This is a genomic window from Microbispora sp. ZYX-F-249, assembly GCF_039649665.1.
GTDB classification, from domain to species: Bacteria; Actinomycetota; Actinomycetes; order Streptosporangiales; family Streptosporangiaceae; genus Microbispora; species Microbispora maris.
The window spans coordinates 20,679-33,621 of record NZ_JBDJAW010000029.1 but is presented as its reverse complement, the minus strand read 5'-3'; the positions used below and the strand labels follow the sequence as shown (position 1 = coordinate 33,621).

The 12,943-nt window shown below is 72.1% G+C and carries 12 protein-coding genes; 3 read left to right on the top strand and 9 right to left on the bottom strand.

The features are described from left to right. Window positions 1–13: 13 nt before the first annotated feature. Complete coding sequence (locus tag AAH991_RS28545) at window positions 14–2,473, bottom strand: ABC transporter permease (protein ID WP_346229008.1); 2,460 nt, start codon at window positions 2,471–2,473, stop codon at window positions 14–16. After that, window positions 2,470–3,243: an ABC transporter ATP-binding protein gene (locus AAH991_RS28540; protein WP_346229007.1), complete on the bottom strand. Its 774-nt coding sequence runs from the start codon at window positions 3,241–3,243 to the stop codon at window positions 2,470–2,472. Before AAH991_RS28540 ends, AAH991_RS28545 begins: the two co-directional genes overlap by 4 nt. A 200-nt stretch (window positions 3,244–3,443) precedes the next feature. Here AAH991_RS28540 and AAH991_RS28535 point away from each other — a divergent pair, with 200 nt between their 5' ends. Beyond that, window positions 3,444–4,691: a sensor histidine kinase gene (locus AAH991_RS28535; protein WP_346229006.1), complete on the top strand. Its 1,248-nt coding sequence runs from the start codon at window positions 3,444–3,446 to the stop codon at window positions 4,689–4,691. Beyond that, window positions 4,679–5,323: a response regulator gene (locus AAH991_RS28530; RefSeq protein ID WP_346229005.1), complete on the top strand. Its 645-nt coding sequence runs from the start codon at window positions 4,679–4,681 to the stop codon at window positions 5,321–5,323. The genes AAH991_RS28535 and AAH991_RS28530 overlap by 13 nt, the downstream gene beginning before the upstream one ends. 39 nt (window positions 5,324–5,362) lie before the next feature. Here the strand turns inward: AAH991_RS28530 and AAH991_RS28525 are convergent, their stop codons facing one another. The 4 genes from AAH991_RS28525 to AAH991_RS28510 all read right to left on the bottom strand — a co-directional run bounded on the left by AAH991_RS28525 (window position 5,363) and on the right by AAH991_RS28510 (window position 8,482). Beyond that, window positions 5,363–5,761, bottom strand: coding sequence for a PPOX class F420-dependent oxidoreductase (locus AAH991_RS28525; protein WP_346229004.1), 399 nt, complete (start codon window positions 5,759–5,761; stop codon window positions 5,363–5,365). A gap of 105 nt (window positions 5,762–5,866) precedes the next feature. Beyond that, the gene (locus tag AAH991_RS28520) at window positions 5,867–6,484 is read right to left on the bottom strand and encodes a DedA family protein (protein WP_346229003.1); all 618 of its coding nucleotides are present in this window, start codon (window positions 6,482–6,484) and stop codon (window positions 5,867–5,869) included. Between the two features lie 232 nt (window positions 6,485–6,716). Then, window positions 6,717–7,364, bottom strand: coding sequence for a response regulator (locus AAH991_RS28515; RefSeq protein WP_346229002.1), 648 nt, complete (start codon window positions 7,362–7,364; stop codon window positions 6,717–6,719). Beyond that, window positions 7,361–8,482, bottom strand: coding sequence for a sensor histidine kinase (locus AAH991_RS28510; RefSeq protein WP_346229001.1), 1,122 nt, complete (start codon window positions 8,480–8,482; stop codon window positions 7,361–7,363). The genes AAH991_RS28515 and AAH991_RS28510 overlap by 4 nt, the downstream gene beginning before the upstream one ends. 110 nt (window positions 8,483–8,592) lie before the next feature. Here AAH991_RS28510 and AAH991_RS28505 point away from each other — a divergent pair, with 110 nt between their 5' ends. Then, on the top strand, window positions 8,593–9,702 hold the full coding sequence (locus AAH991_RS28505; RefSeq protein WP_346229000.1) for an alpha/beta hydrolase family protein: 1,110 nt from the start codon (window positions 8,593–8,595) through the stop codon (window positions 9,700–9,702). Between the two features lie 18 nt (window positions 9,703–9,720). Here AAH991_RS28505 and AAH991_RS28500 read toward each other — a convergent pair whose 3' ends face one another. From AAH991_RS28500 to AAH991_RS28490, 3 genes are all read right to left on the bottom strand, one after another. Then, window positions 9,721–10,245: a DUF6789 family protein gene (locus AAH991_RS28500; protein WP_346228999.1), complete on the bottom strand. Its 525-nt coding sequence runs from the start codon at window positions 10,243–10,245 to the stop codon at window positions 9,721–9,723. A 139-nt stretch (window positions 10,246–10,384) separates the two neighbouring features. Beyond that, window positions 10,385–12,220, bottom strand: coding sequence for a TIR domain-containing protein (locus tag AAH991_RS28495; RefSeq protein ID WP_346228998.1), 1,836 nt, complete (start codon window positions 12,218–12,220; stop codon window positions 10,385–10,387). A gap of 165 nt (window positions 12,221–12,385) precedes the next feature. Beyond that, window positions 12,386–12,934 carry an ester cyclase gene (locus AAH991_RS28490; protein WP_346228997.1) on the bottom strand — a complete coding sequence of 183 codons (549 nt, stop codon included), beginning with the start codon at window positions 12,932–12,934 and terminating at the stop codon, window positions 12,386–12,388. Window positions 12,935–12,943: the final 9 nt, after the last annotated feature.

The window sequence follows — 12,943 nt, the reverse complement described above, 5'->3', positions numbered from 1 at the left end:
TTCCTTTGCCTGATCACGCGTCTGCCCTGGTAAACGGCCCTTGATCCGCTTCTGTCTGTCTTTTACGTTTTGCGGCAGAAGTGTTGAATGTGAAAATCGTGCTGGAAGTGGTCGCCAAGACGAGACATAGGGCGACGATCGCCGCCACGGTCGGCCAGGGAACGACCAGAGGGACGGCGCCTCCGGCCATCTCCGCCAGCCCGGCGCGCATTCCCAGCAGTGCGGGGACGGCCACCGCGAAGCCGAGCACGGTGCCCGTTCCCGTGACGAGAGCCGCCTCGGCGGCGGTCGCCGCGATCGCCTGCCGCCGTGTCGCGCCGGTCAGGCGCAGGACCACGACGTCGCGGACCCGCGCCGACGCCGCCATGACCTGCGCGTTGACGATCGCGAGACCGGCGTAGCCGGCCGAGACCCCGACCAGCAGGAGCGTGAACAGCCAGACGAGCCGGTCCTCCTCCGCCTGCTCGCCGGCCACGCGGTCGGCCACGCTCACCGTCTTCGCCCCCAGGCCGGGGAAGGCGCGTCCGGGCGGCCCGGACACGTACGCCTCGGAGGTCAGCGCCGACGGGTCGTGGGCGCGGAGCGTGTCCCGGGAGACCAGCACCTCCGCCGGAGCTTCGGCCAGGACCGCCGCGACCCGCAGGCGCACGGTCCGGCCGTCCTCGAAGGTGATCGGCACGCGGTCTCCCGTCCGCCAGCCGTGATCCCGCGCGATCCACCCGGCGACCGCCATCGCGTCGTCGTCGAGACCGTCGAGACCGCCGAGATCGCCGAGGCCGGCGCGACCGTCGAGACCGCCGAGATCGCCGAGGCCGGCGCCGCCGAGCGCGGCGAACGGCCTGTCGCCCCACACGGTGGCGGGAAGCGGGGCCGTGGCGGCCGAGGCCGCCCGCAGCGCCGCGTCCGGCAGGCCCGGGGCGGCGTCGGGCACCAGCACCGCCGTCGCGCCGCCGCCCGCGGCCCCCTCCACGGTGTACGCCGCGGCGGTCGTGCGCACCATGCCGGTGACGAGCACGGCGAAGCCGACCGTGAGCAGCACCGGGGCCGCGGTGGCGGCGGTGCGCCGCACGGCCGTCGCCGCGCCGCGCCCCGCCAGCATGCCCACCGCCGACCTGGCCATCGGCCACGCGAGGGCCCGCACGAGCGGCGGGAGGACGACCGGCGCGAGCAACGTGAGCCCGGCGATCAGCGCCATCGCGGCGAGCAGGACGTCGTTCACCAGCGCGTCCTCCCGGGCCGAACCGCTCGCCACCGCCATGGCCAGGCCCCCGGCCACGGCCACCGTCCCCGCGATCCACCGCGTCCGCGTCATCGGCCCGCCGCCCGCCGCGTGCTCGCGCAGCGCCTCCAGGGGACGGACCCGGGCGGCCCGGCGTGCCGCCGACCACGCGCCGAGCAGGGCCGCCGCGATCCCGGCCGCGACCGCCCCCGCGGGCGGCCACGGCGTGAACCGCACGCCGAACGAGGAGGGCTCGACGCCCGCCGCGACGAGCGCCTCGCCCACCGCGGGCGCGACGGCGGCCCCCAGCAGGGTCCCGGCCGTGGCCGCGGCCACGCCGACGGCGAGCGCCTCGCCGTACACGATCAGGCGGATCTGACGCGGGGTCGCGCCGGCCGCCCGCAGCAGACCGAACTCACGACGCCGCTGGTGCACCCGGAACGCGAAGGTGGAGGCCACCAGGAACACGGACACGAAACCGCCGAGCAGTGCCATCGCGGTCAGCACCTGCATGCCGATCCAGCGGGTCCGGGCGTCGGCGGCGGATTCGGCCGCCGCCCGGTCCGGTCCCGCGAGCACCTCCCCGGACTCGCCGGCCACCCCGCGTACGGCACGCGACACGGCGGCCCGTACCGCGGCGAGATCGGCCCCCGGCCGGATGAGCAGCCCGACGACCCTGACACCGCCCCCAAGCCGCCCGGCCTCGCCGTCCGACACGTACGGCCCGGGGCCGTCGGTGAGGCCGGTGACCGTGTACGGCGCCGGTCCGCGCGCCGTCAGCAGCGTGACGGGCGAGCCCGGCACGAGCCCGAGCGCGCGGTCGAGCACCACCTCCCCGGCGCTCACCGGCGCCCGGCCGGCCACCAGCCGGTACGGCGCCAGCGCGGCGACGCTCCAGCTCCGGGCCTCGTGCGCGCCCGCCGGCCTGCCGCCGACGACGGCCTGGGCGTAGAAGGCACGGTCGGGCACGGCCGCCGCGACGCCGGGCACGGACGTCAGCGCGCGGACCAGCGACCCGGCGGTCTCGGGGGACCAGGGCCGGTTCTCCCCGAAGCCGTTCTCCTCGCCGGGCGTGCCGGGGACGCGTACGAGCAGGGGGGCGGCGGCGTACCGCTCGGGCACGCGCGGGCCGGCGGAGGCCAGCAGCAGCGTGGTCGCGGAGAGGATCACGGTGCCGAGGCAGAGCGCGACGAAACTGCCCACGAGCCCGGTCCACCGGCCACGGAGCAGGGAGCGCAGCAGGGCGAAATTCACGACGCTTCCTCCAGCAGGGTCATGCGCGCGGCGATCTCGGCGGCGCTCGACCGGTCCAGCTCCCCGTCGATCCTGCCGTCCGCCAGCAGCACCACCCGGTCCGCGTACGCCGCGGCGGCGGGGTCGTGGGTGACCATCACGACGGTCTGCCCGCGGGTGTCCACGAGCCCGCGCAGGAGCTCCATGACCGTGCGGGACGCGGCGCTGTCGAGCGCGCCGGTCGGCTCGTCGGCGAAGAGCACGGCGGGCTCGGTTCCCTCCGACCGGGCGATCAGCATGCGGGCGATCGCGACCCGCTGCCGCTCGCCGCCGGACAGCTCGGCGGGCCGATGCCCGGCCCGGTGGGCCAGGCCGACCTCACCCAGCGCGTCGCGCACCGAGGCGGCGGCGGGTCGGCGGCCGGCCAGGCGCAGGGGCAGCGCCACGTTCTCCTCGGCGGTGAGCGCGTCGACCAGGTTGTAGTCCTGGAAGACGAAACCGACCCTGTCCCGGCGCAGCAGGGTGAGCGCCTTCTCGTCCAGCCGGCCGAGGTCGGTGCCGTCGATGAGCACGGTCCCGGCCGCCGGACGATCGAGCCCGGCGGCGCAGTGCAGCAGCGTGGACTTGCCGGAGCCCGACGGTCCCATCACGGCCGTGAAGGTCCCCCGGCCGAATCCGAGGGTCACGCCGTCAAGAGCGGTCACCGCGCCCGGCCCGCTGCCGTAGACCACGCGGACCGAGTCGAGCAGGACCACCTGCCCGGTTGCCCGCGTCGTGCCGGTCGGTGTCATGCCGGTCGGTGTCATGCCGGTCGGTGTCACGCCGGTCGGTGTCACGCCGGTCGGTGTCACGCCGGCTGGTGTCATGTCGGTTGGTGTCATGTCGCTCAGCCAACCGGCGGCGGGCCCGCCGGGCATTGGCGCTGGGGCGAGAACCGGAGGTATTCCCAGCACTACCGACACCGGCGCGTCCAGCGGCTAGCGTCGATGCCGTGGCCGCCCCCATCCTCGCCCCCATCGCCCCCGCCGCCGCCCCCGCAGCCCTCGCACCCCGGACCGCGCTGGACGCGCTCACCGGGCCCCCGGGCCGCTTCCTGACCTCCGTCTGGCCTTGGCGCTCCCTGGCGTACCTGCTGACCGGTGCCGTTCCGGGGTTCGCGTTCGCCACCGTGCTGTCGTCGGCGCGCGCGGTCGGCGGCGTCGCGGGCGCGATCACCGCGGTTCCGGTGGCCGTCCTGGTGGCCGCCGCGCTGCTGGTGCCCGTGGCCTGGTTCGAGCGGTGGCGGCTGCGGCTCGCGGACCGGCAGCCGGTGCACGGGCCGCCGGGCGGCCGGTGGCCGGGGTGGCGGGAGGCGGGGCACGCCCTCGTGGCGCTGGTCGTGCTCGGCTGGGTGGACCTGCTGGTGGCGGCGGTCGCGATCGCCGGGCCGGCCGTGCTGATCCTTTCTCCGGTCGTGCAGCCGATCAGCCCCGAGGGTGAGGCCACGCTGGGGGAGACCTTCATCGGCTCGGCGGCCGGACTGCTGCTGGTGCCCGTGGCCGCGTACACGGTCGCCGCCTGGGCGGGCGCCCGGGCGGCGATGGCGCGGGCGATGCTCGTCCCGCAGGAGGCCGAGACGCGCGAGGTCGCGCGGTCCCGGGCGCGGCTGGTGGACGCCTTCGAGGCCGAGCGCCGCCGTATCGAGCGCGACCTGCACGACGGCGCGCAGCAGCGGCTGGTGGCCCTGTCGATGAAGCTCGGCCTGGCCGGGCTCGACCTTCCGCCGGGCTCGCCCGCGGCCCTGCGGCTGGAGGAGGCCCGCGAACTGGCGGGACAGGCGCTCGCGGAGCTGCGCGAGCTGATCCGCGGGGTCCATCCGCAGGTGCTCGCCGACCGCGGGCTGCCCGCCGCCGTACGCGACGTCGCCGGAAGGTCGCCGGTGCCCGCCCGGGTGGACATCGCACTGGACGGGCGGCTGCCCGCCAGGGTGGAGGCGGCGGCCTACTACGTCGTCTGCGAGGCGCTGGCGAACGTGGCCAAGCACAGCGGCGCGGGTTCCTGCGTGGTGCGCGGCCGGCTGCGCCGGGGCGTGCTCGTGCTGGAGGTCGCCGACGACGGGCGCGGGGGAGCGGACCCCGCGCGCGGCACCGGCCTGACCGGGCTCGCCGACCGGGTGGCGGCCGTCGAGGGCACGCTCGGCGTCGAGAGCCCGTGCGGCGGCCCGACCACGGTCAGGGCGGAGATCCCGTGCGCGTGGTGATCGCCGAAGACTCGGTGCTCCTCCGCGAGGGCCTGGCCGGCCTGCTGGAGCGCTTCGGGTACGACGTCGCGGCCGCGGTGGGCGACGCACCCGCGCTGATCGCGGCCGTCGCCGAGCGGGACCCGGACGTCGTGATCGCGGACGTGCGCATGCCCCCCGGCTTCACTGACGAGGGGCTGCGGGCCGTGCTGGAGCTGCGGGCGGCCCGGCCGTCCCTTCCGGTGCTCGTGCTCAGCCAGTACGTCGAGCAGACCTACGCGGCCGAGCTGCTCGACCAGGCGGGCGCCGGAGGCGTCGGCTACCTGCTCAAGGACCGGATCGGCGACGTCGCGCAGTTCGCCGGCGCGGTGACGACGGTCGCGGGCGGCGGCACGGTGATCGACCCGGAAGTGGTCAGGCAACTGCTGCGCGGGCGCGGTGACCCGCTGGCCCGGCTCACGCCGCGCGAGCGCGAGGTCCTCGCCCTGGTCGCGGAGGGCCGCTCCAACGCCGCGATCGCCCGCGCGCTGTTCGTCTCCGAGGCGGCCGTCGCCAAGCACATCGCGAGCATCCTGGCCAAGCTCGACCTTCCTCCGGACGCCGACGACCACCGCCGGGTGCTCGCCGTCCTCGCCTACCTGCGCGCCTCGTGAGCGGGTCTGGGGCGTGGGGGCGGCCCCGGCGGTCCCGGGTCAGCGGCCGGCGCTGGAGATGACCTTCTCGGGGACGACGCGCACGGTGATGCGCTGCTCCCCCGGCTGCCGGTAGGGGTAGGTGTCCACCCCGAGGTATTTCTTCGCCAGGCCGTCGATCACCGCGTCCGCGCCTTCCAGCTCCAGCTTCGCGATGCCCGAGACGCTGACGAAGCGGAAGGCGTTCTGCGGGTCGAGCACGCTGACCGACACCCGGGGGTCGTCGCGCAGGTGCCGCTCCTTCGCCCGCCCCACGGCGGTGTTGAAGACGACCTCGTCTCCGTCGACGTCGACCCACACCACGGTGTTGTGCAGCGATCCGTCCGGCCTGATGGTCGTCACCCAGGCGTGGACCGCTTCCTTCAGCAGAGCTACGGCGTTCTCATCGAGCTTGCTCATCCGGCTCCTCCTTGTTTCGTCACGCTGACGCCGAGAACGGGGACATGATCCGAGTCTCGTGCTCCCATGTTCCCAGCCGGCGCGGGGGGAGATCACCGGAGAGGGTCAGGCGGACGTGCGCGCGGGAAGACGCTCCGGGGCCGGACGGGCCGCGCGTCGCTTCCTGAGCCATCTCACCAGCTCGGCGATCCCGGTGATCGACAGCGCGATGCCGAGGCCGAGGAGCAGGCCCTTGATCGGGTCGTTCTCGAACGCCATGCCGCCGAAGAAGCCGATCAGCCCGGAGTACACCGCCCACGAGCCCGCCGCGATCGCGTCGAAGAGGGTGAACGAGCGCAGCGGGTACCGTACGGCGCCCATGGTGAGAGTGGTCGCGGTGCGCCCGCCGGGGATGTACCTGGCCACGACGAGCACGAGGCCACCCCGTTCCGCCAGGGTGTCGCGCGCCCAGACGAACAACTTCTTGTCCCGCAACCTGCCCGCCGACCTGCTGCCGAGCAGGTAGGAGATGTGGTCACCGGCGCAGGCCCCGAGAGCCGCGACACCGATGACCAGGGCCAGGTTGGTCTCGCCCGACGCGGCGAACACCGCGGCGGTGATCACCGAGGTCTCGGCCGGCACGACAGGGAAGAACCCGTCGAGCAACGCCAGGGCGAAAAGCGCCACGTACAACCAGGGCGACGACATCACCTGCTGGACCAGGTCGAGGACGGCGTGCGACATCAGCGTGACTCCGATCGTGGGGGACCCTTACACCGTGTCGGCCTGGGAGCGTCGAGGACATCCGGGAGATCCCGGATCGGACGCGGGCCCATCCCTCAAAGAAGTCAGGGCCGACGCCCCTGAAGTTAGGCACTGCGCGGGTGACGGCACATCGGGCGATCGGCGGGCGGCACCCCTACTTTCGTCGCCCCGCCTCCCGGTCACCGGCCCGGCCGTGCGAGGCGGGTGCGCGTCAGGCGAGGTCGGCGTCGTGCACGAGGATCGCCGCCTGCACCCTGTTGGCCAGGCCCAGCTTGGCGAGCAGCCGACTAACGTGCGCCTTCACGGTCGGTTCCGACAGCTTCAGCTCCCGCCCGATCTCGGCGTTCGACAGGCCGCGTGCCAGCGCCCTGACCACGTCCTCCTCCCTCGCCGTGAGCGCGGCGAGCCGTTCGCGCGCGGCCTCGGCCCGCGAGGGCGCCTTGTGCGCGAACGAGCCGAGAATCCTTTTCAGCACGGTGGGTGAGACCGTCGCGTTGCCCTCGGCGACCGTGCGCACCGCGGCGATCAGTTCACGTGGCGGGGTGTCCTTGAGCAGGAATCCCACGGCGCCGAGACGCAGCGCCTCGTGGACGTACTCGTCCAGGTCGAAGGTGGTCAGCATGACCACCTTCGGGGCGTCGACGGCGCGCAGGAGCCGTCCCGCGGCCGTGAGGCCGTCCATGCCGGGCATCCGGACGTCCATGAGGACGACCTCGGGCCTGAGCCGGGCGGCCGCGCCGATCGCCTCCTCGCCGTCGCGGGCCTCGCCGACGACCACCACGCCGCCCGCCGATTCCAGGATCATCCGCAGCCCAGACCTGACCAGCGCCTCGTCATCGACGACCAGTACGCGGATCATGCGGCGGGAATCCTCGCCCGCACCTGGAAACCGCCTTCGCACGGACCGGCCTCCAGGGTGCCCCCGAGCAACTCGACGCGTTCGCGCAGGCCGACCAGGCCCCAGCCGGACTTCGGAAGCACCCGGCTCGCGGCGGACGGCGCGTTGCGGATGACGACCTCCAGACCGGCGGGCAGGTGACGGACGACCACGTCGGTCTCGGCGCCGCCGGCGTGCTTGTGCACGTTGGTCAGCGCCTCCTGCACCACCCGATAGGCGGTGCGTTCCGCCGACTGCCCGATCGGGCGGGCCGGGCCCTCGTCACGCCGGTTGACCACGAGGCCGAGAGCGCGAGACCGCGCGAGCAGCCGGTCGAGGTCGGCCAGTGTGGGCTGCGGGTCGCGGGAGGCGTCCCGCGCGCGCAGGACGCCGAGCACCTCGCGCAGGTCGCTCAGCGCCTCCCTGCCGACGTCGCCGATCAGAGCGGCCGCCCGGGCCGTACGCTCGTCCGGCGCGCCGACCTCCAGCGCGCCCGCGTGCAGGACCATCAGCGACACCCGGTGCGCGACCACGTCGTGCATCTCCCGCGCGATGCGGGCGCGTTCCTGGGCGCGTGCCTGATCCGCGCGCAGGACCTGCTCCCGCACCAGTTGTTCGGCCTGCTCCCGCATGGCCACGAGCACCTGCCGCCTGGCGTGGCTCCACAAGCCGGCCACCAGGGGAAGCCCGGCCAGCGCACCACCCAGGATGAGCACGTTGGGCGAAGAGCCCATCGCCAGCGCCCGGTGGCCGCCGCTCAGAGAGGAGACGACTCCGCCCAGCGCCCACACGGCGGACGCGCCGGCCGCGTAGAGCCACAGGGCCCGGCGGCGCCCCAGCTGGAGTCCCGCGTAATAGGAGGCCACGACCACGGGCGGCCACATCGCGAGCCAGATGTAGGCGACAGCCGCCACCACGGTCACCGGCCACACCGAACGCCTGGCGACGACGGCGGCCGCCGCCGCGGCCGCGGCGACCGCCAGCGACACGGGGGCGGGCAGCGTCGTCGCGACACCGGCCCAGCCGTACGCGGAGCCCGCGCAGAGCAGGAACACCGCGCCGCCGAGCACCCACGGCAGGGCCCGATCCAGGATGTTCACGGTCAGAGGCTATTGGTGCGTCCGGCGGAGCGACCCCCTACGAAAGTCGCGCACGTCGCGTGACCTTCGCAGGGGACGATACGGCGGCGCCGCCCGGCAGGGTGACGGGCATGAAGAACCTCCTCGTCGCCGGGGCGATCGCCCTGTCGCCCCTCACCGGCGGCGCCTCCGCCGCTCCCGAGCCCGCGCCCGCCCTGCCCGCTCCGACCGGGCACTACGCGGTCGGACGGTCCGACGTCCATCTGGTCGACTCCCACCGGCCCGACCCCTGGGTGGACGGCAGGCCGCGGGAGTTGATGGTCTCCGTCTGGTATCCGGCCGTGAGGGCGAAGGGCACGACCGCGCCGTACGTCACCCCGCAGGAGTCGGCGCTGATCCTCAAGGGATTTCCCCAGCTGAAGGACCTCCCGCCGGACACGCTCACGAAGACGAGGACGTACGCCCGCGCCGACGCGCCCGCGCTGGCGAAGAAGGGCGGATGGCCGCTGGTGGTCATGTCGCCCGGCATGACCATGCCACGGGCCACGCTGACCTCGCTGGCCGAGGAGTTCGCGAGCCGGGGCTACGTCGTCGCGGGCATCGAGCACACCTACGAGTCGGTCGCCACCACGTTCCCCGGCGGCAGGACCGTCACGTTCGAGGCCGGTGCGGGTGGTCAGACCCCGGAGCTGGGGGAGAAGGTCGCCCGGGTGCGGGCGGCCGACACGACCTTCGTGCTGGACCGGCTGGAGCGGGCCGGGCGCTGGAACCGGCTGATCGACGAACGCGGGGTCGCGATGGTCGGGCACTCGATCGGCGGCCAGAGCGCCGCCCATCTGCTTCCCGTGAGCGACCGGATCAGGGCCGCGGTCAACCTGGACGGCTCCTACAACCCCGCGACCCCCGCCGAACCGATCACCAAGCCGTTCATGATGATCGGCAACCCGCGGCAGCGGCCGGTCACCGGCGGGGAGCCGAAGTCGTGGGACCTGTTCTGGCCCCACGTCACCGGTGAATGGAAGCACTGGCTCACCGTCACCGGCGCCGAGCACGTGAGCTTCGTCGACTACGCGGTGCTCGGACCGCAGCTCGGCATGCGGGTGGCCCCGATCGACGGTGCGCGATCCCTCCGGATCACCCGGGACTACGTCACCGCCTTCCTCGACACGCACCTGAAGGGCAAGCGGCGGCCCCTGCTGGACGGGCCGTCGGCGAAGTATCCGGAAGTCCGCTTCTGGTAGCCGGACGAGCGGGCGGGATCAGCGTGCGGAGACCGGCTGGGGGGTGGGCATGACACGCCGCACCTGCTCGCGTACGCGGGGAGCGATCTCGGCGGTCAGCGGCGTCTTCTCGGTCCGCAACCGGTTGAGCGCGAGGGCGAGCGCGGTGCCCCACATCAGGTGTCCCGCCAGCAGCGCGGCCTGGCGTCCCACGCGGTCCTTCGGGACGGGCGGGTGCGCGCCGATGCTCGGCGCGAGGCCCTGGCAGCCGAAGTACCACACCAGCAACCCGTACGCCGTGCCGATCGGGACGGGCACCCGCTGACCGGCCGACAGCAGGCCGAGCATCGAACCGCAGGAGGAGCCGAACGCGAAGTGGGCGATCGTCCCGAGCACGTTCTCGCCCCTCTTGGGCTTGTCGCGCCCGGGAAGGGTCAGCCGCGCGAACCGGCGCGGCGGCGGCTCCTCCAGCACGCCGGCCTTGTCCGCCGCCATCAGCATCGCGCTGTACACGGCCGTCGCGAGCGCGCCGCCGACGGCGCCGTTCACCAGGTTGCGCATCATGAGGAGCCTCTTCCCACCCCGGCTGGATCACCTGCCCTCGCGGTGTCCCGTTCTCGGTAAACAATCATGCGGTCGGCATCGGGGTGGGTACGCGGCCGGCTCAACCGGCCGGGCCCAGAGCCGAACTCGAGGATCGAGCTCAGGGTTTCGTGCCGAAGGTGCTGTGGAGATGGAGGATCAGCTCTCTCACCTCGTCTCGTCTCCGCAGCAGGAGTTCGTCGTTCCAGTTCCAGAGCTCGCGGTTCAGCCGGGTCGAGATGACGCGGCGGAAGTACTGCCTGGTAGGAGCTCCCGTCAGGGCGAAGTAGGCATTCTCCTCATCATCGATGAGCATGAGATATTCGCTGCTCAGCTCAACCTTGTCCCGGAGTTCCGCCAGATGCCTGAGCGGACTGACATCGAAGTCCTGAAGGAAGGTCTCCGTCACCGAACATGTCACGGGGACGACATGGAGATGAGCGTGGTCCACCCCGCATCCGGACGCCCGTGCACGGTTGCACAACCCATGCTCGAACATGATCGTCGGATTCCCGTAGGCGCGCCTCAGATGTTCCGCGACCCGGCGCCGGAAGGCATCGAGCTCGGCCAACTGCTCCGGCGAGCACTTCGACATCGACAGCGCGTGCCGCTTGGTGATTATGAGAGTGTGACCCGGTGCCAGGGGCGCCACGTCAGCCGTCGCGACGAAATTGCTGCTCTCCATCACCACCTCGGAGCCGATCTCCGAAGGGTGCAGAATCTCCCACACGGGCGCCGTGTCCCGGCCGGCGACGACGTCGCAGAGCACGCAGTCGAGAACCGACGGCGAGGCCACCGCCGTCGCGGGGTTGGTGCAGATCACCCGGCCTCTGGTAGGCAGCAGCAACGCGCTTGCGAACATCTCTATCTCGTTCTCGCGCATCAGTGCCTTCAGTTCAGCCTCGTCGGAGTAGTGCTGGGCGAGCGTCACGAGGTGATTCGCGTAGAGGCCCGCGTTGCGCAGGGTCACTATGCAGTCCACAAGATGGTGGCCGCTGAGCGCGACATCGTGCAGCAGGACCGCCCGATCGCCGACCTCATAATATCCCTCTATCGGATTCTTTCTGTTGGGCCCGTAAGGCGCGATGAGGACCACCGGGAAGCGCAGTTGCTTCGCGACGGACTGCAGCAACCCCAGAGCCGCGTTCTTGGAAATCGCCAGGACAGTGGGCTCGATCGCGCGACTCGCGATCAACTCCGCGACGTTCCTGGCGAAATGCGCGGCGAGTACCCGCTCGTCGTCCGAGCCGGGGATGATGCGGGTCAGCGCGAGGTAAGAGCTGACTGGAGTGGTGAATCTGTAGCCGACATCGTTGTGCGGCTCGTTCTCGAAGGTGTGCTTGAGTAACAGATGCTCGACGCTATCGGCCGTGAGCCTCTGGAATGCCTTGGGATCCACGCGCTCGCAGAGCATACGAGCCTTGATGCGCAGTCTGTCTTCCGGACGTGCGGTAGGTGCGACACGGTGGGCCAGGGCGGCCAGCCTCGCGCCATCGCTGCTCTGGGCATCCAATTCGTGCAGCCACGTCGAGAAGCTCGGCTTCAGTTCCACGCTCCGGTAAACGATCTCGTCTTCGCTCGGATCGATCGCGCGAAGGTTGATATATACGACTCCGTCCAGATCTGACGGCATCTTGAGATTGCCGATCTTCGCGATGGCCACGTTTGCCCGGCCCAGTTTCCCGGCGAAGAGCCCATATTCCAGGAGGACGTTCTGGGTTGGTGAGTACGTAATCGTCCCGCGCCGGGTCACCCGGTCGTCGGGAGTCATCACGATGATTGCGCCGTCCACCCTCTCCAGGATGTCCATCAATGCCTCAATCAACGTCGTACCGATGGGGAATGAGGCCTGACTCCACCACAGTAGCGGTACGACGCCCTGGTCCATGAGATTAGCCGCGATCATCTCGGCGTACGGGCGACCTTCGGTTGAAGAAGCGATGAAGATTTGAGTCACAGTCTCCGCCCAGCGCCAGCAATCACAAGCTGCGAACCATCACATATGCTCACATCAAGCTACATCTCACGTTGGACGGTATGACTCGTCAACGGCATAACCTGCCCATAGGCAAGTGCGACCGGTCCTCGTGCACGGGGTCATTCCGGAAACCCGCAGGGATGGTCACCGGCCGGCGAGCCTGCGGAGAAGGCGGCGTACGGCGCCGGTGCGCGACTCGGCGGCGGGCCCGGGTCCGGGCTCCGGATCAGGGACGCCCACGTCGACGGGAGCGGCCGCGGAGCCGGGTTCCGTCCGCGCGAGCCGGCAGCCCAGCGACATGTAAGCGGCCAACTGGTCGTAGTAGATGCGCCCGGCGACGAATCTGCCGTCTTCGACCGTCCACATCCCGCATCCCGTCCAGCGGACGGGGCGGCCGGTGCCGGGGATCTCGGTGCCGTCCGGGAGCAGCATCCCGCCCGCCTGGCTCCCCGACGTGACCCATTCGACGGCGATGGTGTCCCCGTGGGCCCGCATCGTGGTGACCTCGGTCGTCAGGTCGGGCACGGTGGAGAAGAACTGGCCGAAATACCACTCGATCTGTTCGTGCCCCTCGACCATGCCGACGGGGGTTACGAGAACGGCGTCCGGGTGGAAGCAGTCGAGGAGGCGCCTCTCGTCGTGCGTGCGGAGTGCCTCAGCGAAAGCGTCATGGATCTCCCGGGAATCGGGCATGGCTCCCCC